Genomic DNA, 18,549 nt, shown 5'->3' with positions numbered 1-18,549 from the left:
CTCCTGACTGTCTTAATTGGTAATACCAAAGGCTACTTTGTGTAATTTCTTTTGTGCTCAATATCATTAGAAAATAACTCATTAAATTTTAATCTGTTAAACTTTTGTAAAAATTTACTAAACAAAAGCAACCTTAAGAATACTATAACATCTTCCTTAAAACAAAAACTGTTTATTTATGTTTTTAAATCATTAAACAATAATAATCTAAATCCTAAAAACGTAGTACTATGAAAACATTACCCAGAATTTTAAAATCTACATTGTGTGCTTTCCTGTTAATATTTGCAGTATCCTGTAGTGATGATGACGAACAAGAGCCGGAAATATTACCTGGTGCTAACATTGTTGAAACTGCACAGGCGAATAATGCCTTAAGTAGTTTGGTAGCAGCACTTGCCAAAGCGGATGAAAGTGCCGACAATGACCTTATTACATTGCTTAGTACGGAAGGTGCCGCATTTACGGTATTGGCTCCTTCAAATGATGCATTTACAGCTTTACTCGCACGTTTAGATGGATTTGATTCCCTAGACGATTTCAACAACGCCCAATTACAAAATTTACTAGCAACAATACTTACATATCATGTTGTTGGTGGAGCTGCAGTTCCTTCTTCCCAATTATCTGAAGGTTTGACGATTACTACGGCGCAAGGCGAAGATTTAACCGTTAGCCTTGAAGGCGGTGCTTCATTTACAGACGCAGCAGGAGAAAAGGCATTTGTCACTACTGCAGACGTAACCACTAATAATGGTATTGTACATGTAATTGATAAAGTTTTGCTACCGCAAGCGGCATTAGACGCTTTGGAAGGTGTTTTATTAAGTTCTATCACGGATTTAGCAATAGCTACTCCAACATTGAGTAATCTAGTTGCAGCGCTTCAAGCTGCTGATGGGGATTTACCGACCGTTTTAGCTGGTGCGGGACCTTTTACCGTTTTCGCTCCAACAGACGATGCTTTTGCCGCATTTCTAGAGGCAAATAATTTCCCGACTTTAGCAGATGTTCCTGTAGATGTTTTAACACAAGTATTACTAAACCACGTAGTAAGCGGCACGAATATGTCTACTGATTTATCCACAGGATATGTTTCATCACTTTCAACAGCTGGTGCTGACGGAGCAAACCTTAGTATGTTCATAGACGTATCGGATGGCGTAGTAGTAAACGGTGTATCTACCGTTGCGACAGCTGATATTAAAGCCAGTAACGGAGTAGTTCATATAATAGACGCAGTAATTGGTCTTCCAAATATTGTTGATCATGCTCTGGCTAATTCGGAATTGACCTCTTTAGTTGGCGCCTTAACGGATGGTGGAAACACAACGTTCACTACCTTATTATCTAGCGCTGACGATCTATTCACGGTATTTGCCCCGGTTAATGCTGCTTTTACAGCGTTTACAAATCCGAACGGTAACGATATTAACAACGTATTATCTAATCATGTAATACAAGGGGCTGCAGCAGTCTCAACCGGATTGTCCAACAGCTATATTAGTTCCTTAGGTACCAACGCAGATGGTGACAATTTAAGTATGTACGTTAATACGGATGACGGTGTAAGTTTAAATGGTTCCAGTAACGTTGCCATTGCAGATGTTATTGCCACAAATGGCGTAATCCACGCCGTTGATGCAGTTATCGATTTGCCATCGGTGGTTACTTTTGCCGTAGCTGACCCTAATTTTACAACTTTGGTAAGTGCCTTAACAGAATTAACACCAGACACTGATTTCGCAGGAATCCTATCAAGAACAGAAGGTGGAAATATGGATAATATAAATCCTGATTTTACGGTATTTGCACCAACTAATGCTGCCTTTGATGCCTTATCTGCAATTCCAGAAGAAGCAGTTTTAACACAAGTCTTATTACACCATGTAGTAGGAGGCGCTAATGTAAGGTCAGGTGATTTAAACGCTGATGGAACTACTTCAGCAACTACGCTTGAGGGAGATGCAATTACGATAACCCTGCCAGGTTCGGGTGACAATATCGCCGATGTAACCGATGGCTCTGGAGCGACGGATATAGGTATTATAGCCGTAGATGTGCAAGCTAATAATGGAGTAATTCATGTTTTGAACAAAGTTATGATTCCAGATACAACGAACTAATAATATAGCATATTTCTATAGAATCTAAAAAGCCGCCGAAAGCGGCTTTTTTTATTATATAGATAGAACCGGCTTCTATCAATTAGTTCAAAAGAAAACTACACCTATAACATTATGGTTAAACAAAGCCCTGTATTATGAGTCTTTTTTTGATGTATAGTCCTACAAATAGTTGTTTTGTTTAACTTTTTTGTTAAACTTTTCAAAATATTAGATAAACAAAAGCAACCCTTTCTACTTTTGACACTCTAGTTAAAAAGAACACTAAAAAGCAATAAAAATCTATTCTTTGTGAGCAAAATTCAATTCATTGAGACTATGACTCCACATTCTTATTGATTTATCAAAGAAAATAGTTTTTATCAAGCTTAACTATCTGTTCTATTTTAAAAACAATTAATTAAACAGTTTATCTAAAACACACACATTATGAGAAAAGTAGTATCCATTAAAAGTTTGTTAGCAATGCTAGCAATAGTTTTCTTGGCTTGGTCCTGTGACAAAGACGAAACCGAGGAAACCGCCAAAACACTTGATGCAAAAAACATCGTTGAAACCGCTCAAGGACAAGAAGCGTTATCTGCACTTGTTTCGGCTTTGATTACCGCAGATAACTCTGAGGGAACAGATTTAGTACAAACTCTAAGCGGAGACGGACCTTTCACCGTATTCGCACCTACTAATGACGCTTTTACAAATTTATTAGCTTCTTTGGACGGATTTGATTCACTTGAAGATTTTGATACGGACGAGGAACGTGCTATTTTAACTACCATCCTTACGTACCACGTTATTTCTGGTGTGGCCGCAAAATCTACAGACTTGAGTGCAGGCCAAAAATTAGGAACCGTACAAGGAGAAGAGTTAACGGTAAATCTTGAAGGAGGCGTTTTTATACAGGATGCTACAGAAGTAGATGCTGAAGTTATTATTGCCGACGTCGAAGCAAGTAACGGAGTAGTACATGTAATTAATAAGGTAATGGTACCACAGGCTATCATCGATGCTTTGAACGAAGGAGAAATGACCAATGAGACTGGTACTTTAGTAGATGTGGTAGTTGCAACTGAAGCACTATCTATTCTGGAAGCTGCTGTTATCAAGGCAGATTTGGCTGCAACCCTAAGCAGTGAAGGTCCTTTTACAGTTTTCGCACCAACTGACGATGCTTTCGTTGCACTTTTAGATATTTTAGGAGATGATTATAATGGGTTGGACGATTTTGACACGGAGGAAGAAATGGCCTTGTTAAAGGACATCCTATTATACCACGTTATTGCTGCCGAGGTCAAAGCTGCAGATTTAGCCGCTGGTGCCGTACCAACAGCACTTGCAAATAATTCTATAGAAGTGATTGCTTCGGGTGACACTTTTGTAATTGGCGATGCTTCTGATACCGATGCTAATATTACAGCAACGGATATTATGGCTTCAAATGGCGTAGCACATACTATCGACAAAGTTTTACTACCACAATCAGCTATTGATTTTGTAGCTAGTCTTCAATTAAAGAGCATCGTTGATATAGCTGTTGCTACGGACGATTTAAGTCTTTTAGTCGATGCTTTGGTTCAGGCTGATGCTGGACTAGTTGAAACTTTGAGTGGTGACGGGCCATTTACAGTATTTGCTCCTACTAATGCAGCTTTTGCAGCTTTATTGGATATTTTAGGTGATGATTTCAACAGCCTAGCGGATTTTGACACGGAGGAAGAAAAAGCACTACTTGTTAAGGTATTGACGTATCACGTAGTTGCAGGTACGGCCGCTTTCTCTACAGATTTAAGCGATGGACAAATGATTGAAACCTTCCAAGGTGAAAACGTTGGTGTAAGTCTTCAGGATGGCGTATTCATTACTGACGCTACAGAAACAAATGCCCAGGTAGTTCTCGCTGATGTAGAAGCTAGCAACGGTGTTGTACATGTAATAGACAAAGTTCTTTTACCACAGGAAGTTTTGGATGCCTTGGCAGCAATGAGCTTACAAACTATTGTTGAAATAGCCGTAGCTACTGATGATTTAAGTCTTTTAGTAGGTGCATTAGGACAAGCTGATGCTGGTTTAGTGGAAACATTGAGTGGTGACGGTCCATTTACTGTATTCGCACCAACAAATGCTGCTTTTGCAGAATTACTAGATATCTTAGGAGATGACTTTAATAGTCTTTCAGATTTTGATACTGACGAAGAAAAAGCACTTCTTGTTAGCGTATTAACGTATCATGTTGTAGCTGGAACAGCTGCTTTCTCAACTGATTTGAGCGATGGCCAAAACATTACAACCTTCCAAGGAGAGGATGTAACGATAAATATTAAAGACGGTACCGTACACGTAGAAGACGCTACCGATGAAAATGCCGCAGTAGTAATTGCTGATGTTGAGGCTAGCAATGGTGTAGTACATGTAATAGACAAAGTATTATTACCACAGGCAGTTTTAGATGCATTGACTCCTGCCGTACCAAATATCGTAGAGACCGCACAAAGTGTAGATGACTTAAGTTTATTGGTAGATGCCTTAATTCAAGCAGATGCAGGCTTAGTAGGTGTACTTAGTGGTGACGGACCATTTACTGTTTTCGCTCCAACAAATGCAGCTTTTGCTGATTTACTGAATGCTCTTGGAGATGATTTTAATAGTCTTGCAGATTTTGATACGAATGAAGAAAAAGCTTTACTAACTAAAGTACTTACCTATCACGTTGTTGCAGGAGCTGCGGTAGCTTCTACAGATTTACAAGACCATCAAGAAATCCCAACGGTACAAGGAGAATCTGTATTTGCGATATTGAACCATGGTGTTCAAATAAGAGACAAAACAGCTGTTGATGCTAACGTAACCCTTGCGGATGTAATGGCAAGCAACGGAATTGTACATGTTATAGATAAAGTGTTATTACCACAAGAAGTATTGGATATTTTAAGTCCTCCTTCTCACTAAGAAATGGTAATATAATTATTAAAACCTCTCAATTATTTGAGAGGTTTTTTTATGCATTAACTTTTTAAACAACAGAAGTAGATTAGTTAGCATACAAATAAGAGCTCTTTACAACTCATATTTTTTTAAAGAGGTAATTAAAATCATATTTACATCCCCAAATCTTACCAAACCAATCCTTAATCAATGGCAAAAGCCTCTGTATATTTCAGAGGCTTTTCTTTTTTTATACGCTAATCAAAATTAAAATTCCTTGGTGCCTACCCTAAAACCATCCTTTATTTTCTTTTTGAATAGCTCTTATTGAGCTCCGCACCATTTTGGTAAAGAAGGGTGTTTCATTATTTCTTTTTTTGCGCTTCCGCCTGCTCCATCATTTCACGCATTTTTCGCTGAAATTTATTCTCCTTTTTAGGTTTCTTCTTATTCTCCTGTATTTGCGCATGAATTTTATCGTTATCCAAGATAAAATTCTTGATTACCAACATAATTCCTATGGTAATTAAGTTTGATACAAAGTAGTACAAACTCAATCCACTAGCGTAGTTATTGAAGAAAAATAACATCATAAAGGGCATTAAATACATAATGAACTTCATATTTGGCATACCTGGTTGTGTTGGCATGTTTTGCCCAGTAGTCATCATCATGTAGAAAAAGATAGCTACGGAGGCTAAAATTGGGAATAAACTAATATGATCTCCATAAAAAGGTATTGAAAATCCTTCTGGAAACTGATAGATGGTATCAAAAGAAGATAGGTCATCTGCCCATAGGAAGGACTTTTGGCGCAAGGCAAAAGAAGTTGGAAAAAACATGAACAAGGCATAGAATATAGGCATCTGTAGAAATGCCGGTACACAACCACTCATTGGACTAACACCAGCTTTTCCATAGAGCTTCATGGTTTCCTGTTGCTTTTTCATGGCGTTGTCCTTATACTTTTCACCTAGCTCGGTAATCTCTGGTTTTAATACTTTCATCTTGGCCTGAGACAAGTAGGATTTATAGGTTACCGGAGACATCGCCAAACGTACTAAGATTGTCATAATAACTATTGCAATACCGTAGGGGAAATAAGTACTTAAAAAAGCATAGAACGGAGTGAATACGTAGCGGTTGATCCACCCAAAAATTCCCCAACCGAAAGGTATGGAATCCTCTAATCCTAAGTCCTCATATTTTGATAATACCTCAACATCTGTTGGCCCAAAATACCAATGCATATTTTTGGATAGCTCACCACCTTTAACCTCTAGCGGTAAAACAGAAGCGTAATCCTTTGTAAACCCAAAAGTTCTACTTTCTTCCTCTACTAAATTCTTTGATACGAGTTCTCCACTTTTAAATGGCTCACTGGTCGCTAATATAGAACTAAAAAAGTGCTGCCGATAGGAGATCCATTTAATATCCTCTTCCGTTTCCTCATCATCACTACCCTCAGAGAGTTTACTCAGTTTACCATCTTCATGATTATAGGTTAGACGGGTATATCTGTTTTCATATTCTATACTTTTAGAATGCCTAATACCCTTTAATTTCCAGTCTAGGGTTACCGGCTTACTATCGTTCATAACCCTGTCCAAACCTTGACTACGTATGGTAAAATCTACCAAGTACTCCTCTGGTTTCATCTCATAACGATATTCCAAATATTGATTGTTGGAAACTTTTGCTTTTAAGGATAGTACTTGATTGTTATCGGAAGTACTTGAGCTTGGTTCAAAATACAAGTCCTTTGTATTCAAGACCCTGTTGTCCTGAGTAGAAAAATTAAGCCCAAAAGAAGCGTTCCCGTCTTTAATCAAATACACAGGAATAGAATCATAGGTAACAAAATTCTTCATTTTTGCCTCTACAATATGCCCTCCCTTATTACTAATCTTCAAATACAGCACTTCATTTTCAAGCACCGTAGTAGCATCGGATGGTGCGGTAAAACCAAATGCCCCTATTTGACTTTTGTAATTTGCAACTGCCGTAGAATCGTTTAAATTAAGTACTGGCGTTTCCGCTGTTACCACTTTATTTAAATTTTCTTCCTGTGCTGCTTTAGCCTCTACTTGTTCTTGTTGTGCCTGCTCCTCTAACTCTTCCGGAGTGGGTTTATTTTGGTAAAACATGAAAATTAATATTCCAAAAATCAGTACAAAACCGATTATGGAATTCACATCCAATTTCTTTTCTTCCATCTAAAATATATTATAGGTAAGGTAATAGTTTGGTTTTCAGAGAGCAAATATATGCCCAAATAGACAGTTTATGCCATACTGGCATTAGTTTGTGCTTTTTTATGTGCTAAGGCCGCCTTTACAAAACCTACAAATAAAGGATGTGGATTAGCTACAGTACTCTTATACTCTGGATGATATTGCACGCCAATAAACCAAGGATGATTTCCCAATTCTACGATTTCTACTAAATCCGTTGCCGAGTTTATACCAGATGTAATTAAGCCGGATTTTTCCAACTGGGATTTGTATTGGTTATTAAACTCGTACCTATGGCGATGACGTTCAGAAATCTCCGTCTCCCCTTCGTATACTTTTTGAACCAAGCTACCTTCCTTTAACTTACAGTCCCAAGCACCCAGACGCATTGTACCGCCCATGTTCGTAATGGTCTTTTGCTCTTCCATTAAACTTATTACGGGAGTGGCGGTGTGCTCATCCATTTCAGTAGAATTTGCATTCTTAATTCCTAATACGTTTCTCGCATATTCTATGACCGCCATTTGCATGCCTAAGCAGATTCCCAAGAACGGAATCGCCTTTTCTCTTGCATGTTGAACGGCTTTTATTTTCCCCTCTATACCCCTTTCACCAAAACCAGGAGCTACTAAAATACCATCCAGCCCAATTAATTTATTTTCAAAATTCTGCTCTGTAATGAATTCTGAATGAATGGATTTAACTTTAACCTTAACTTCATTTGCGGCACCCGCATGAATGAAAGCTTCCAGTATGGACTTGTAAGAATCCTGTAATTCTACATATTTTCCGATAAGCCCTATAGTCACTTCATTCTTGGGATTCTTGTGACGCTTTAAAAATTCGTTCCATTGGGTAAGGTCTGGCTCACTATTATCCGATAGCGCTAATTTCTTTAATGTAACCGTATCGAGTCCTTCTTCTTGCATTAGCACGGGTACATCATAAATAGTGGAAGCATCTATACTTTGTATGACCGCTTCTCTTTTTACGTTACAAAAGAGTGCCAATTTGTCCTTTATATCATCTGAAATCTCATGTTCGGTCCTACAGACCAGGATATCTGCCTTGATTCCGCTCTCCATAAGTGTTTTAACGGAATGCTGTGTTGGCTTGGTTTTAAGCTCACCCGCAGCGGATAAATATGGAACCAAAGTTAGATGAATAACAATACCGTTATTATCCCCCAATTCCCATAGTAATTGTCTAACAGCTTCAATATAAGGTAAGGATTCAATGTCACCTACAGTACCACCGATTTCGGTAATTACAATATCATAATCGCCACTATTTCCAAGCAGCTGAACACGTTCTTTAATTTCGTTTGTAATATGTGGCACTACCTGCACGGTCTTTCCTAGAAATTCTCCCCTTCGTTCTTTCTCAATGACACTTTGATAAATTCTTCCCGTTGTTACATTGTTAGCCTGTGAAGTCCTAACATTAAGAAAACGCTCGTAGTGCCCTAAATCTAAATCGGTCTCGGCACCGTCATCAGTAACATAACATTCCCCATGTTCATAGGGGTTAAGTGTACCTGGGTCCACATTTATATAGGGGTCTAATTTCTGAATTGTAGTTCGGTATCCGCGGGCCTGTAATAATTTCGCCAAGGAGGCCGCTATTATTCCCTTACCAAGGGAAGAAGTTACCCCGCCCGTAACGAAGATATATTTGGTTTGTGACATGATTGGAATTCTGTGTTACGGGATACAAAGTTACAAATTGCCGAAAGATATCAGGCCGTATTGATGGGAAATTCTTTTTGTATTTTAAGAATTAGTGTTTCCAAGCCATTTACCTTGATTTCATGCATAGAACGCAACATTTCTCCTAATTTACCATTAGGAAATCCTTTTTGACTGAACCAGACCAGATATGGTTCCGGTAAGTTCACCAGATAACGTCCTTTAAATTTTCCAAAGGGCATTCTATAATGAGCAAGTTCTATTAAATATTTCTTATCGAGGTCTAATTCCATCAGTTAAATCTAAAAAAATTATCTTTAGTACTACCTATTAAATAAAACGCAATGAAAAGACGCAAGTTTATCGGAGCTTCTGCAGCAGCTTCAGTCGGGGTATTAGCATGCAACACTTCAGTTGCACAGGTTACAAAAGTAACTCCATCCACTAAACTCAAGCACAATATAAATCATAGTGCTTGTTACTGGTGTTATGATAGTATTCCGCTCGAGGACTTTTTGAAAAACTTAAATGAATTGGATATCAAGGCAATTGATTTAGTAGGGCCTGAAGATTGGCCACTTCTTAAGAAATATAACATCCATGCCTCAATGTGTTGGGGTGCCGGATTAGGAATTGAAAAAGGATGGAACGACCCAACACTGCATGACGAACTTGTGGCTGATTATTTGCAGATAATACCAAAAGTAGCAGCAGCTGGTTATACCAATCTTATTTGTTTTAGTGGCAACCGAAATGGCATGAAGGATGAAGAAGGTTTAGCCAACTGCATCACTGGCCTTAAGAGAATTATTCCACTTGCTGAAAAAAAGGGTGTTGTTATACAAATGGAACTTTTAAACAGTAAAGTAAACCATAAAGACTATATGTGTGATCGTACCGAATGGGGCGTAGCACTATGTAAAGCTCTAGGGTCCGACAACTTTAAATTACTTTATGATATTTATCACATGCAAATCATGGAAGGTGATATCATTAGGAACATACAGGAGTACCATCCCTACTTTGGACACTATCACACAGGTGGTAATCCCGGAAGAAATGAGATTGATGAAACTCAAGAGCTTTTTTATCCGGCAATTATGAAAGCTATACTGGCTACGGGATTTAAAGGTCATGTAGCACAAGAATTTGTACCTACTTGGGAAAATAAAATAGATGCCCTAAAACAAGGTGTCACCATTTGTGATGTTTAATGAACCACTAAAAAGCTAACGCTCACTCAAAGCTTTTTCTATTTTTTGAATCCAAACTTTTTGCTGCGGAATATTCCTAGAATAATCCGTTTCATTATCGTAACGATTTTGATAATCGTTTAGCTCTTTGAGTGTTTTTCTATAAATAGCCTTTACCTCGGCCTTTATGTTTTTCGTAAATCCGGTTGTCGCCATTTTTTTTCGCATCCGACGTGCAAAGAGTTCCGAAATATCAAAATGCAATTGCTCGTGCACTAAGGTTACGTCATTACATATTTTAGGTTTATACCAAGATTTTGTAGGATAAAAGAACGCATTCACTTCATAATCAACATGCATTTCACTACCCCTATAGCTTGTAGAAAACTGATAACTAATACCACTTGCCGTGGTAGCTGCGGCTCCCGCCCCAGGCGGAACTTTTCCTTTAAAATCTCTCCAATATAATCTCTTATCCGGCTGCCAGAGTACTTCTTCTTGCCCCCAAGAATATGATGAGAACATAACAAAAGAGAAAAAAATCAGAAAAGTGTACTTTATAATACCCAATTGAAAGAAATTTCTTTTTCTATGTCTGGATGTAGACTAAAATGAACAGGACAGGTATTTGCCGTATGTATCAATATTTTCCTGTCCTTATCGGAAATATTTGACGGCAAGCTAAGATGTACTTCTATCTTTGCTATTCTTCTCGGTTCCGAGGCCATATGCTTGGTAACATCCGCTTGGGAACCTTCTAAATTTACTTGTAGACCATTAGCCTTAATTCCCATCATAGTAAGAATACAACTGGCTAAACCAGTGGCAACGGTGTCAGTTGGAGAAAATGCTTGTCCAAGACCATTATTGTCGGTCGGAGCATCGGTCACGAACGAATCGCCCGACTTTAAATGAACACATTCCGTTCTTAACGCTCCGTTATAGGTAACTTTTGAAGTCATAATCTATTTATTCTATTTGTTTTATAGCCATATCATCATACGCCATAATATAGGAAGCCTTATTAAAATAACCCGATGTAGCATCTTTCTCGTAATCAAATTTATTACCGCTATACTCCGTTGCACCTATGAACTTAGAAATATCGATTAAGTCGTTCTTATAAGCTAGTTTCAACAGAAGGTCGTACGTAAGGTCAAAACCTCTAACGGCAAACATATCCGGAGCGTCCCCGAATTTTTCCTTATATCTTTTCACGAAGGCATTCGAAGAAACTTCCCTATACACGGAAGGATATGTGAAATTTAAGTTGGACAAATGGGTGCTAGAAATAACATCATTTTCAAATGCGTTATTCTTATCCGTAGAAAACATACGTAATTTTATCTTGTTCTTGCCAGTTTCGATATCCAATAATGCATTGTTAAAAGAGTTTAATATGGATACTACACTGGCGATAAGTTTAAAATTATCCGATTCTACAAAAACCCAATTCTCTACATCTTCCGATAGTTGACTCGCCAACTTATCTCTATTTATACCGATATTTTTTTCCTCTTCCTTAACCAAAATAACTTTTGCATTCGGAAAATTTTCAGCCAATACTTCTTCTACCGCTTTATTTTTTTCATCTGCGATAATTACCAAATTTTCATTGGTATGATTTTTTTTCACATATTCAATCATATGCTCCCTAAGTAATTTCTTCTCCGTATAAGAAAAGAAAACATTACTTAGGCTTAATTCACTTTGCACTGGTACTGGGGCTATTACGGGAAGCTGATAACTTGCCGCTTGATTAGAAACTTCTTTTAAGGAAATTAGGTCCAAGGGTCCAACGATTGCATTGTATTCCGAAAGATTTTCTTGCCGTAATATTTCTTTTGTCCGTGCCAGTGTAAATTGATTATCAAAAGTTTCAACATCTACGGAAATACCTAAGGATTTAATAGAATCTAATGCGATCAAGGCACCAGAATATAACCCTAGACTATATTTAAGACTATTTCTGTTCTGCATAGCCCAAGTAACGGACTTCGTATCACTCATATTTAGTTTATCTATTCGGAAGGGTAATAAAAACATAACCTTTGGCCTAACCTCAGTATTAATGCTATCCAATAGATTAATCTTATCTAATATAAGTGAATTACGAACTTCAAAATCACCAACTTGCTCCTTCGGTAATTTAAGCACCATTCCCGCTTTAAGACCGTCTTTTAAATCTGGATTTAGCTGTATTAAATCCGACCAGGACATTCCAAATTTTCGAGTTAGTCGAAATTCGTTCTGTTTTGGTCGTACCACATAAAATATATAATTATCCGTATTTATCTCTCCTGGGTCCAATTTCGTTTCAGGAAGCCTAATGACCATACCTTCCTTTAATCCTCCTTGCTCAGAAATCTCTGGGTTTAAACGAACTATTTCATCTGATTTGACACCGAACTCCTTTTCTAACCGATAAAAATTCATTTTTGCAGGAACGGTATACGAAATATAGAGCTGTGTTTGTTGGTTTTCCACCGTACTCCCTGCTATCCTAGGCATTAAAAGTTCATAACCCTCTGCCAAATAATTAGTTGTCTTGGATAATCCAGGATTCAACACCAACATACTGTCTATGGTAATACCATATTTGTGCGCTATACTCCATCTCGTTTCCTTAGGAGCAACGATGTACTTTTCATAATCGCTCGGGTCTATTGCAGATTCTTCTTCGTTTACCTCTGGATACTTTGGAATACGAATCACCATTTTCTTCTTTAACTGCGAAGCGTATAATTGTTTGTTATATTTTTTTATATCATCCTCGGAAACATTATATTTTTTTGCTATACCGTAGAGTGTCTCTCTTTTCTTCACCTTGTGCTCCTTGAAACCAGTGGGCTCTCTTTTTACTACCGAGTCTTGCATAATACCCTTGATAAGGTTATCCACGGTATTTTTTTCAACTGTAGACATGGTGCCGCTTGGGATGACTAAAATCGTATTCGATCTTAAATCAGCTCCCTTTTTAATTTCCTTATTGTATTTAAGAATATCATCTTGGGAAACACCGTAGGTTTTAGAAATGCTTTCTAAGGTTTCTCCCTTTTTAACTGCATGTGTGCTAAACTTTTGAGCAATGGCCTTATTAGTAAATAAGAGACATATAAGAACTGCAAAAAGTGTTTTGATTATATTTTTCATTATTCCCATTCTATTGTTGCTGGTGGTTTTGAACTTATATCATATACGACACGATTAACCCCAGGGACTTTATTAATGATATCATTTGAAGTTTTTTGCAAAAACTCGTAAGGAAGATTTACCCAATCAGCCGTCATACCATCCGTACTTTCCACTGCACGTAAAGCTACACATTTTTCATAGGTGCGCTCATCTCCCATAACTCCGACACTATTTACGGGCAAAAGCATGGCTCCGGCCTGCCAAACCTTATCATAAAGGCCCCATTCTCGCAATCCATTGATGAAAATATGGTCTACTTCTTGTAAAATAGCTACTTTTTCCGGCGTAATATCTCCTAGAATACGAATGGCCAGACCAGGGCCAGGAAAAGGATGTCTTCCCAATAGCGCCTTGTCTATTCCTAAGCTGGCTCCTACCCTACGTACTTCATCCTTAAATAACATTTTTAAAGGCTCTACTACTTTTAATTTCATATAATCCGGAAGACCACCAACATTATGATGGCTTTTTATCGTTGCTGAAGGGCCGCCAGTAGCCGAAACGGACTCAATAACATCTGGATAAATTGTTCCTTGTGCCAACCATTTGGCATTTTCTACCATATGCGATTCATCATCAAAAACCTCTACAAATACCCGTCCTATAGTTTTACGTTTGGTCTCTGGATCGCTCTCTCCTGCCAAATCATCCAAAAAGCGTGCCGAAGCATCTACTCCCTTTACGTTTAGCCCCATACCCTCATATTGTTTTAGCACGTCTACAAACTCGTTCTTACGAAGCAAACCATTGTTGACAAAAATACAGTGCAGATTAGACCCAATGGCCTTGTGCAGCAGCACTGCAGCTACGGAAGAATCTACTCCTCCGGATAATCCCAATATTACCTTTTCATCCCCTATTTTTTCTTTTAGCTCCGACACCGTTGTTTCTACAAAAGCGTCCGGTGTCCATGTTTGCGCTATCCCCGAAATATGAACTAGAAAATTCTCTAATAATTGTTTGCCGTCGGTAGAATGATATACTTCTGGATGAAACTGTATGCCATACGTATCTTCACCATCAAACTTAAAAGCTGCATTTTCTACATCATTGGTACTAGCTAACAAAGTTGTACTTTCCGGTAGTTGTTTAATGGTATCCGCATGACTCATCCAAACCTGACTTCCTATATTGACTTTTGCCAAAAAAGGACTACCAGATGCTACATGGGATAGATTTGCTCTACCATATTCCCTTGTATTCGATTTTTCTACACTACCCCCATTGAAATGTGCTAAGTATTGCGCACCATAACATACGCCTAATAAGGGTACCTTACCTCTAATTTTTGATAAGTCCGGATGTGGAGCATCTTCGGCCCTAACGGAATAAGGAGACCCCGACAGAATTACGGCCTTGTATTCAGAAAGGTCTTTGGGTGGTTTGTTAAAAGGTTTTATTTCAGAGAAAATATTAAGCTCTCTTACACGCCTACCAATAAGTTGTGTGTACTGAGAACCGAAATCTAGAATTAGGACTTTATTTTGCATGGGCAAAAATAGGGAAATCGAAAATTCGACAAGGTGTTATCAAAGGATATTTACAACAGGTTTTTAACAATAAACCAGATTACGGGCAACTAGATTAATCACAAGCTAACGAACTAATTTAAAGTTCAATATTCCAATGTTTTCAACACATTGGTATAAATAGCCGTTCACATATATGAAAACTATTGCTACCTAAACGCTATTGCGTCTCTCACGCAGAAACCCATTTTAGTGGTTTTCTACGTATATATTTAAAGTTTTGAGCCTTGCTGAAAAATATTGTGAGGTTTTAATTATTTTTATTGCACAGTATAAACGAAATCTATGAAACATATTTCTTCAATTATCTTCGGTGCCGCTATAGTGCTCGCAGCCTATTTTTTGGGCAATGCCTACATCAAAAGAGCGAATCCTCCACAAATTATATCCGTTACGGGTCTTGGAAACGAAAACTTTACTTCGGACCTTATTGTTTGGGAAGGCAAATTCTCTGCCAATAATACGGTATTAAAATCTGCTTTCGAGCAGTTGAACCTTGATAAAGCTGTAGTAAGGAATTATCTGGTATCAAAAGGTATAAAGGAAAACAATATCATTTTTAATAGTGTGCAAACTACAGAAATGAGAGATAATAAATATGACAACGGCAATTATGTTGGTAGTATTTTTAGAGGTTATCAATTAACACAATCTATTAAAATAGAATCTCCCAACGTGGCACTTATTGAACAAGTTTCCAGGGAAATCACCGAGCTTTTGAATAAAGGTGTTCAGTTTAATTCTTTTCCTCCTCGCTATTATTACACCAAACTCGCAGACCTGAAAATAGAAATGATTTCGAAAGCAACGGAAGATGCCAGAATAAGAGCTGAAAAAATAGCAGAAAACTCTGGAAGTACATTGGGCGATTTATCCTCTGCCCGTATGGGTGTGTTTCAGATAACAGGTCAGAATTCTGGAGAAGATTACTCCTGGGGCGGAGCCTACAATACCACATCCAAAAACAAGACGGCATCAATCACCATGAAGTTAAATTATAGGGTAAATTAAATGTATCGATTTAAATAATAATTTATATTTATCTGATAAATAGAATTTTACATTAATTCCTACAAAATTATTTTCACTGCTACAAAGCAAACCACCTCGGGGTGTTATACCCTAAGACGGTGCCAATAAAAAAGCCCGGTAATCACCCGGGCTTTCCATTCAACCAACCAAACAACCGAATACGATTTAAGAATTAAGTTATAATTCTTTTTCATAGCAATCCGTATTCTATTATTATGTCGTGCGATGCACACACACCTTACAATAAAAGCTAAAAAAAGAAGCTCGGGAACCACCCCGAGCTTATGAATCAAAATCAAAAACCAACCTAACTTTATTTTTTAAAAAGAATACTTACATCCTTTTTCGTAGCAATTTTAATATAAAACAACTTACTCGTAAAAAACCCTACCCAATTCTAGGTTTTTTTCTAACTTTATTAAAAGAGCATAAATATGGAGCAGGTTTTTTGGGAGGAGTTAAACGAGGAACTACAAAAAGGGATATCTAAAAAAGGACACCCTTTTCGTTATATGACTTTCGCCACTGTGGGTTTGGACCATTTAGCGAGATTAAGAACGGTGGTTTTAAGAAAGCTAACCGAAAACCTGGATTTAACTATTTACACGGATAGGCGTTCTAAAAAAGTTAGCCATATAAAGGAGAATAATAACGTAAGTATACTGCTATATCATCCTAAAAAACTGTTACAAATTAAAATTGAGGGAAAAGCAAAAATTATTGAGGACCCTGAAATTCTGAAAAAATACTGGAATGGCATACAACCCAACAGTCGCAAAGACTACATTACCAAAAAAGCACCTGGGACTGTCATCAAAAATCCTGATCTGGTAACTTACATGGATGATGAGCATCATTTTTGTATGATAGAAGTAGAGCCGTATAAAATCGAGTATCTTAAACTGAAAAGACCGAATCACATCCGAGTTAAGTTTTCGAAGGAAGGAAAAAAATGGGGAGAGGAATTTTTAATTCCTTAATCCACGCTACGTGTTTATGATGGTGAATTCCATCTGCAAAGGCACTAAAGCATTCTTTAGCATAGGCACGAGTTCATCACCGTATTCTAGGTAGAGTTCTGAAAAATTTAAATTACGCTCCTGTAAAGATTGACCGGGAAAGAGCTCGTTTTGAATTTCCGTCATGCGTATGACGTGATCCTTCAATTTTCTTTTTTGGGCTTTAAGTAAGCGCTTTTCCAGATGGTCAAGTCCTTTTTTCTGCTTTACTTCCTGAGCTTTAACCGCACCTAAGAAAGATTTATCGGTCTGCTCTGCCAGCGTGTATAAATTTTTAAATTGTTTTTCCAAAAGGGATTTTTGCGATGTGAAATCGATTTCAATGTTCGATATTTCACGTATCTTTTTGTTGATGAGACTGTTCTGTTTTAAAAATAAATCCTTTACGGATAATTGCATCCTATCCAACTTTTTCAACTGCTTTTCCGAAATCACCAAGGCAGAATTTCTTAGTAAAAGTATTGGAAAAGGGACCTGCATAGCTTCAAAAGCAGCCTTTAACTCTAGCCAATAGGCAATTTCACCACCGCCTCCAATATAACAGAGATTGGGCAATATCACCTCTTGGTACAAAGGTCTTGCAATTACATTTGGCGAAAAACGTTCTGGATGTTCCTCTAACTCCTTTAGAAGTTCATCTTCCGAGAATGAAATGGCAGTATCGTTTACAATATAATTATCTCCATGTTGTATTATCCGTTCCCGTACTCCCTTTTGTAAATAAAAATAATTTATGGCTCTTGGATTTACCTGTATCGGATAACCTTTGCCCAGACCGTCAATGAAATCAATAGTTTGGTTCACTTTGGTAAAGGCTTTTTGTTCTAGAATATCTTTCTTGGCAAATGGAATTAGCAACCGTTTTAAAGTAGTATCGTCACCATCCACGATGACCAGACCATACTTTCCAAACAACTCGTTTGCCAAGAAACGCGTGGCATCCGTAAGTGTGCTATGCTGTAAGTACGCTTTTTCAAAAAGCTGTTTTAATTCCAGAGCATTCTTACTACCTCCTAAATGATTGGAAAAAATTTGAAATACCTCTTCCAACCCTTCCGTTTCTAAATGACCTACGGCACCAGATGCGTTTTTATTCCATTGTAGTTTTTTACCTTGAAAATTAAAATAGTTTATTTCATCAAAGTCATGATCTTCAGTGGCCATCCAATAGACAGGCACAAAATCATTATCTGGAAACTCTTTTTTTAATTGTTCGGTAAGGTTTATGGCAGTTATAATCTTATATAAAAAGTATAACGGCCCTGTAAAAAGATTCAATTGATGCCCCGTTACAATAGTGAAAGTTGAAGAATCTTTCAAGCTATTAATATGTGCTAAAGTAAGGTCAGAAGCGCTAAAGCCTTTATATTGATTAAGTAACGCTTTTTTTAAAATAGCCCTGTTTTCCAGTGGAAAACTAGCTCCTTTTTCTTCTAGCTGATCCTTAAAACCTGCATAATCCGGATACTTGTTATAGAGCCTTTTAATAATGGTATCGGCTTCGATATAGTCACAGATTAAATTTGAAAAGTAGCCGGTTTCTTTAAAGGGTAAACAATCAATATCCATAGAAGAGCAAAAATGAAGGTAAATATAAAACTCTCTTATTTTAGA

Annotated in this window: 13 protein-coding genes; 5 read left to right on the top strand and 8 right to left on the bottom strand. The window is 37.5% G+C overall.

Annotated features, from left to right (window positions below; translation table 11 throughout):
* Window positions 1-230: 230 nt before the first annotated feature.
* Both SJY09_RS01855 and SJY09_RS01850 read left to right on the top strand, forming a co-directional pair.
* Window positions 231-2,126 (top strand): fasciclin domain-containing protein, encoded by a 1,896-nt coding sequence (locus tag SJY09_RS01855; RefSeq protein WP_396637268.1) that lies wholly within the window; start codon window positions 231-233, stop codon window positions 2,124-2,126.
* A gap of 429 nt (window positions 2,127-2,555) precedes the next feature.
* Entirely contained in the window at window positions 2,556-5,069 is a 2,514-nt protein-coding gene (locus SJY09_RS01850) for a fasciclin domain-containing protein (protein WP_396637267.1), read from the top strand.
* A 341-nt stretch (window positions 5,070-5,410) separates the two neighbouring features.
* On the opposite strand, the gene yidC is transcribed toward SJY09_RS01850, so the two are convergent.
* From yidC to SJY09_RS01835, 3 genes are all read right to left on the bottom strand, one after another.
* Complete coding sequence (yidC, locus tag SJY09_RS01845; RefSeq protein WP_396637266.1) at window positions 5,411-7,261, bottom strand: membrane protein insertase YidC; 1,851 nt, start codon at window positions 7,259-7,261, stop codon at window positions 5,411-5,413.
* Window positions 7,262-7,329: 68 nt separating this feature from the next.
* A complete protein-coding gene (locus SJY09_RS01840; protein ID WP_396637265.1) occupies window positions 7,330-8,967 on the bottom strand; it encodes a CTP synthase in 1,638 nt (545 codons plus the stop codon).
* A gap of 50 nt (window positions 8,968-9,017) precedes the next feature.
* On the bottom strand, window positions 9,018-9,260 hold the full coding sequence (locus SJY09_RS01835; protein ID WP_396637264.1) for a DUF3820 family protein: 243 nt from the start codon (window positions 9,258-9,260) through the stop codon (window positions 9,018-9,020).
* Window positions 9,261-9,311: 51 nt separating this feature from the next.
* Between SJY09_RS01835 and SJY09_RS01830 the strand changes: the two genes are divergently transcribed.
* Window positions 9,312-10,181 carry a hydroxypyruvate isomerase family protein gene (locus SJY09_RS01830; protein WP_396637263.1) on the top strand — a complete coding sequence of 290 codons (870 nt, stop codon included), beginning with the start codon at window positions 9,312-9,314 and terminating at the stop codon, window positions 10,179-10,181.
* Between the two features lie 15 nt (window positions 10,182-10,196).
* Here the strand turns inward: SJY09_RS01830 and SJY09_RS01825 are convergent, their stop codons facing one another.
* The 4 genes from SJY09_RS01825 to guaA are packed head-to-tail and all read right to left on the bottom strand — an operon-like array spanning window position 10,197 to window position 14,845.
* Entirely contained in the window at window positions 10,197-10,685 is a 489-nt protein-coding gene (locus SJY09_RS01825) for a DUF922 domain-containing protein (protein WP_396637262.1), read from the bottom strand.
* 32 nt (window positions 10,686-10,717) lie between these two features.
* A complete protein-coding gene (locus tag SJY09_RS01820; protein WP_396637261.1) occupies window positions 10,718-11,122 on the bottom strand; it encodes an OsmC family protein in 405 nt (134 codons plus the stop codon).
* Between the two features lie 7 nt (window positions 11,123-11,129).
* Window positions 11,130-13,313, bottom strand: coding sequence for a LysM peptidoglycan-binding domain-containing protein (locus tag SJY09_RS01815; protein WP_396637260.1), 2,184 nt, complete (start codon window positions 13,311-13,313; stop codon window positions 11,130-11,132).
* A complete protein-coding gene (gene guaA, locus SJY09_RS01810; protein ID WP_396637259.1) occupies window positions 13,313-14,845 on the bottom strand; it encodes a glutamine-hydrolyzing GMP synthase in 1,533 nt (510 codons plus the stop codon). The genes SJY09_RS01815 and guaA overlap by 1 nt, the downstream gene beginning before the upstream one ends.
* Window positions 14,846-15,169: 324 nt before the next feature.
* On the opposite strand from guaA, the gene SJY09_RS01805 reads away from it, so the two are divergent.
* On the top strand, window positions 15,170-15,895 hold the full coding sequence (locus SJY09_RS01805) for an SIMPL domain-containing protein (RefSeq protein WP_396637258.1): 726 nt from the start codon (window positions 15,170-15,172) through the stop codon (window positions 15,893-15,895).
* A gap of 455 nt (window positions 15,896-16,350) precedes the next feature.
* Window positions 16,351-16,896, top strand: coding sequence for a pyridoxamine 5'-phosphate oxidase family protein (locus SJY09_RS01800; RefSeq protein WP_396637257.1), 546 nt, complete (start codon window positions 16,351-16,353; stop codon window positions 16,894-16,896).
* Window positions 16,897-16,902: 6 nt separating this feature from the next.
* Here the strand turns inward: SJY09_RS01800 and bshC are convergent, their stop codons facing one another.
* Window positions 16,903-18,504 (bottom strand): bacillithiol biosynthesis cysteine-adding enzyme BshC, encoded by a 1,602-nt coding sequence (bshC, locus tag SJY09_RS01795; RefSeq protein ID WP_396637256.1) that lies wholly within the window; start codon window positions 18,502-18,504, stop codon window positions 16,903-16,905.
* Window positions 18,505-18,549 lie beyond the last annotated feature (45 nt).

The sequence above is a fragment of the Maribacter sp. R77961 genome (assembly GCF_044594925.1).
Taxonomy (GTDB): Bacteria; Bacteroidota; Bacteroidia; order Flavobacteriales; family Flavobacteriaceae; genus Maribacter.
Note: the sequence above shows the minus strand (reverse complement) of the source record. Positions and strands in the feature narration are given on the sequence as shown.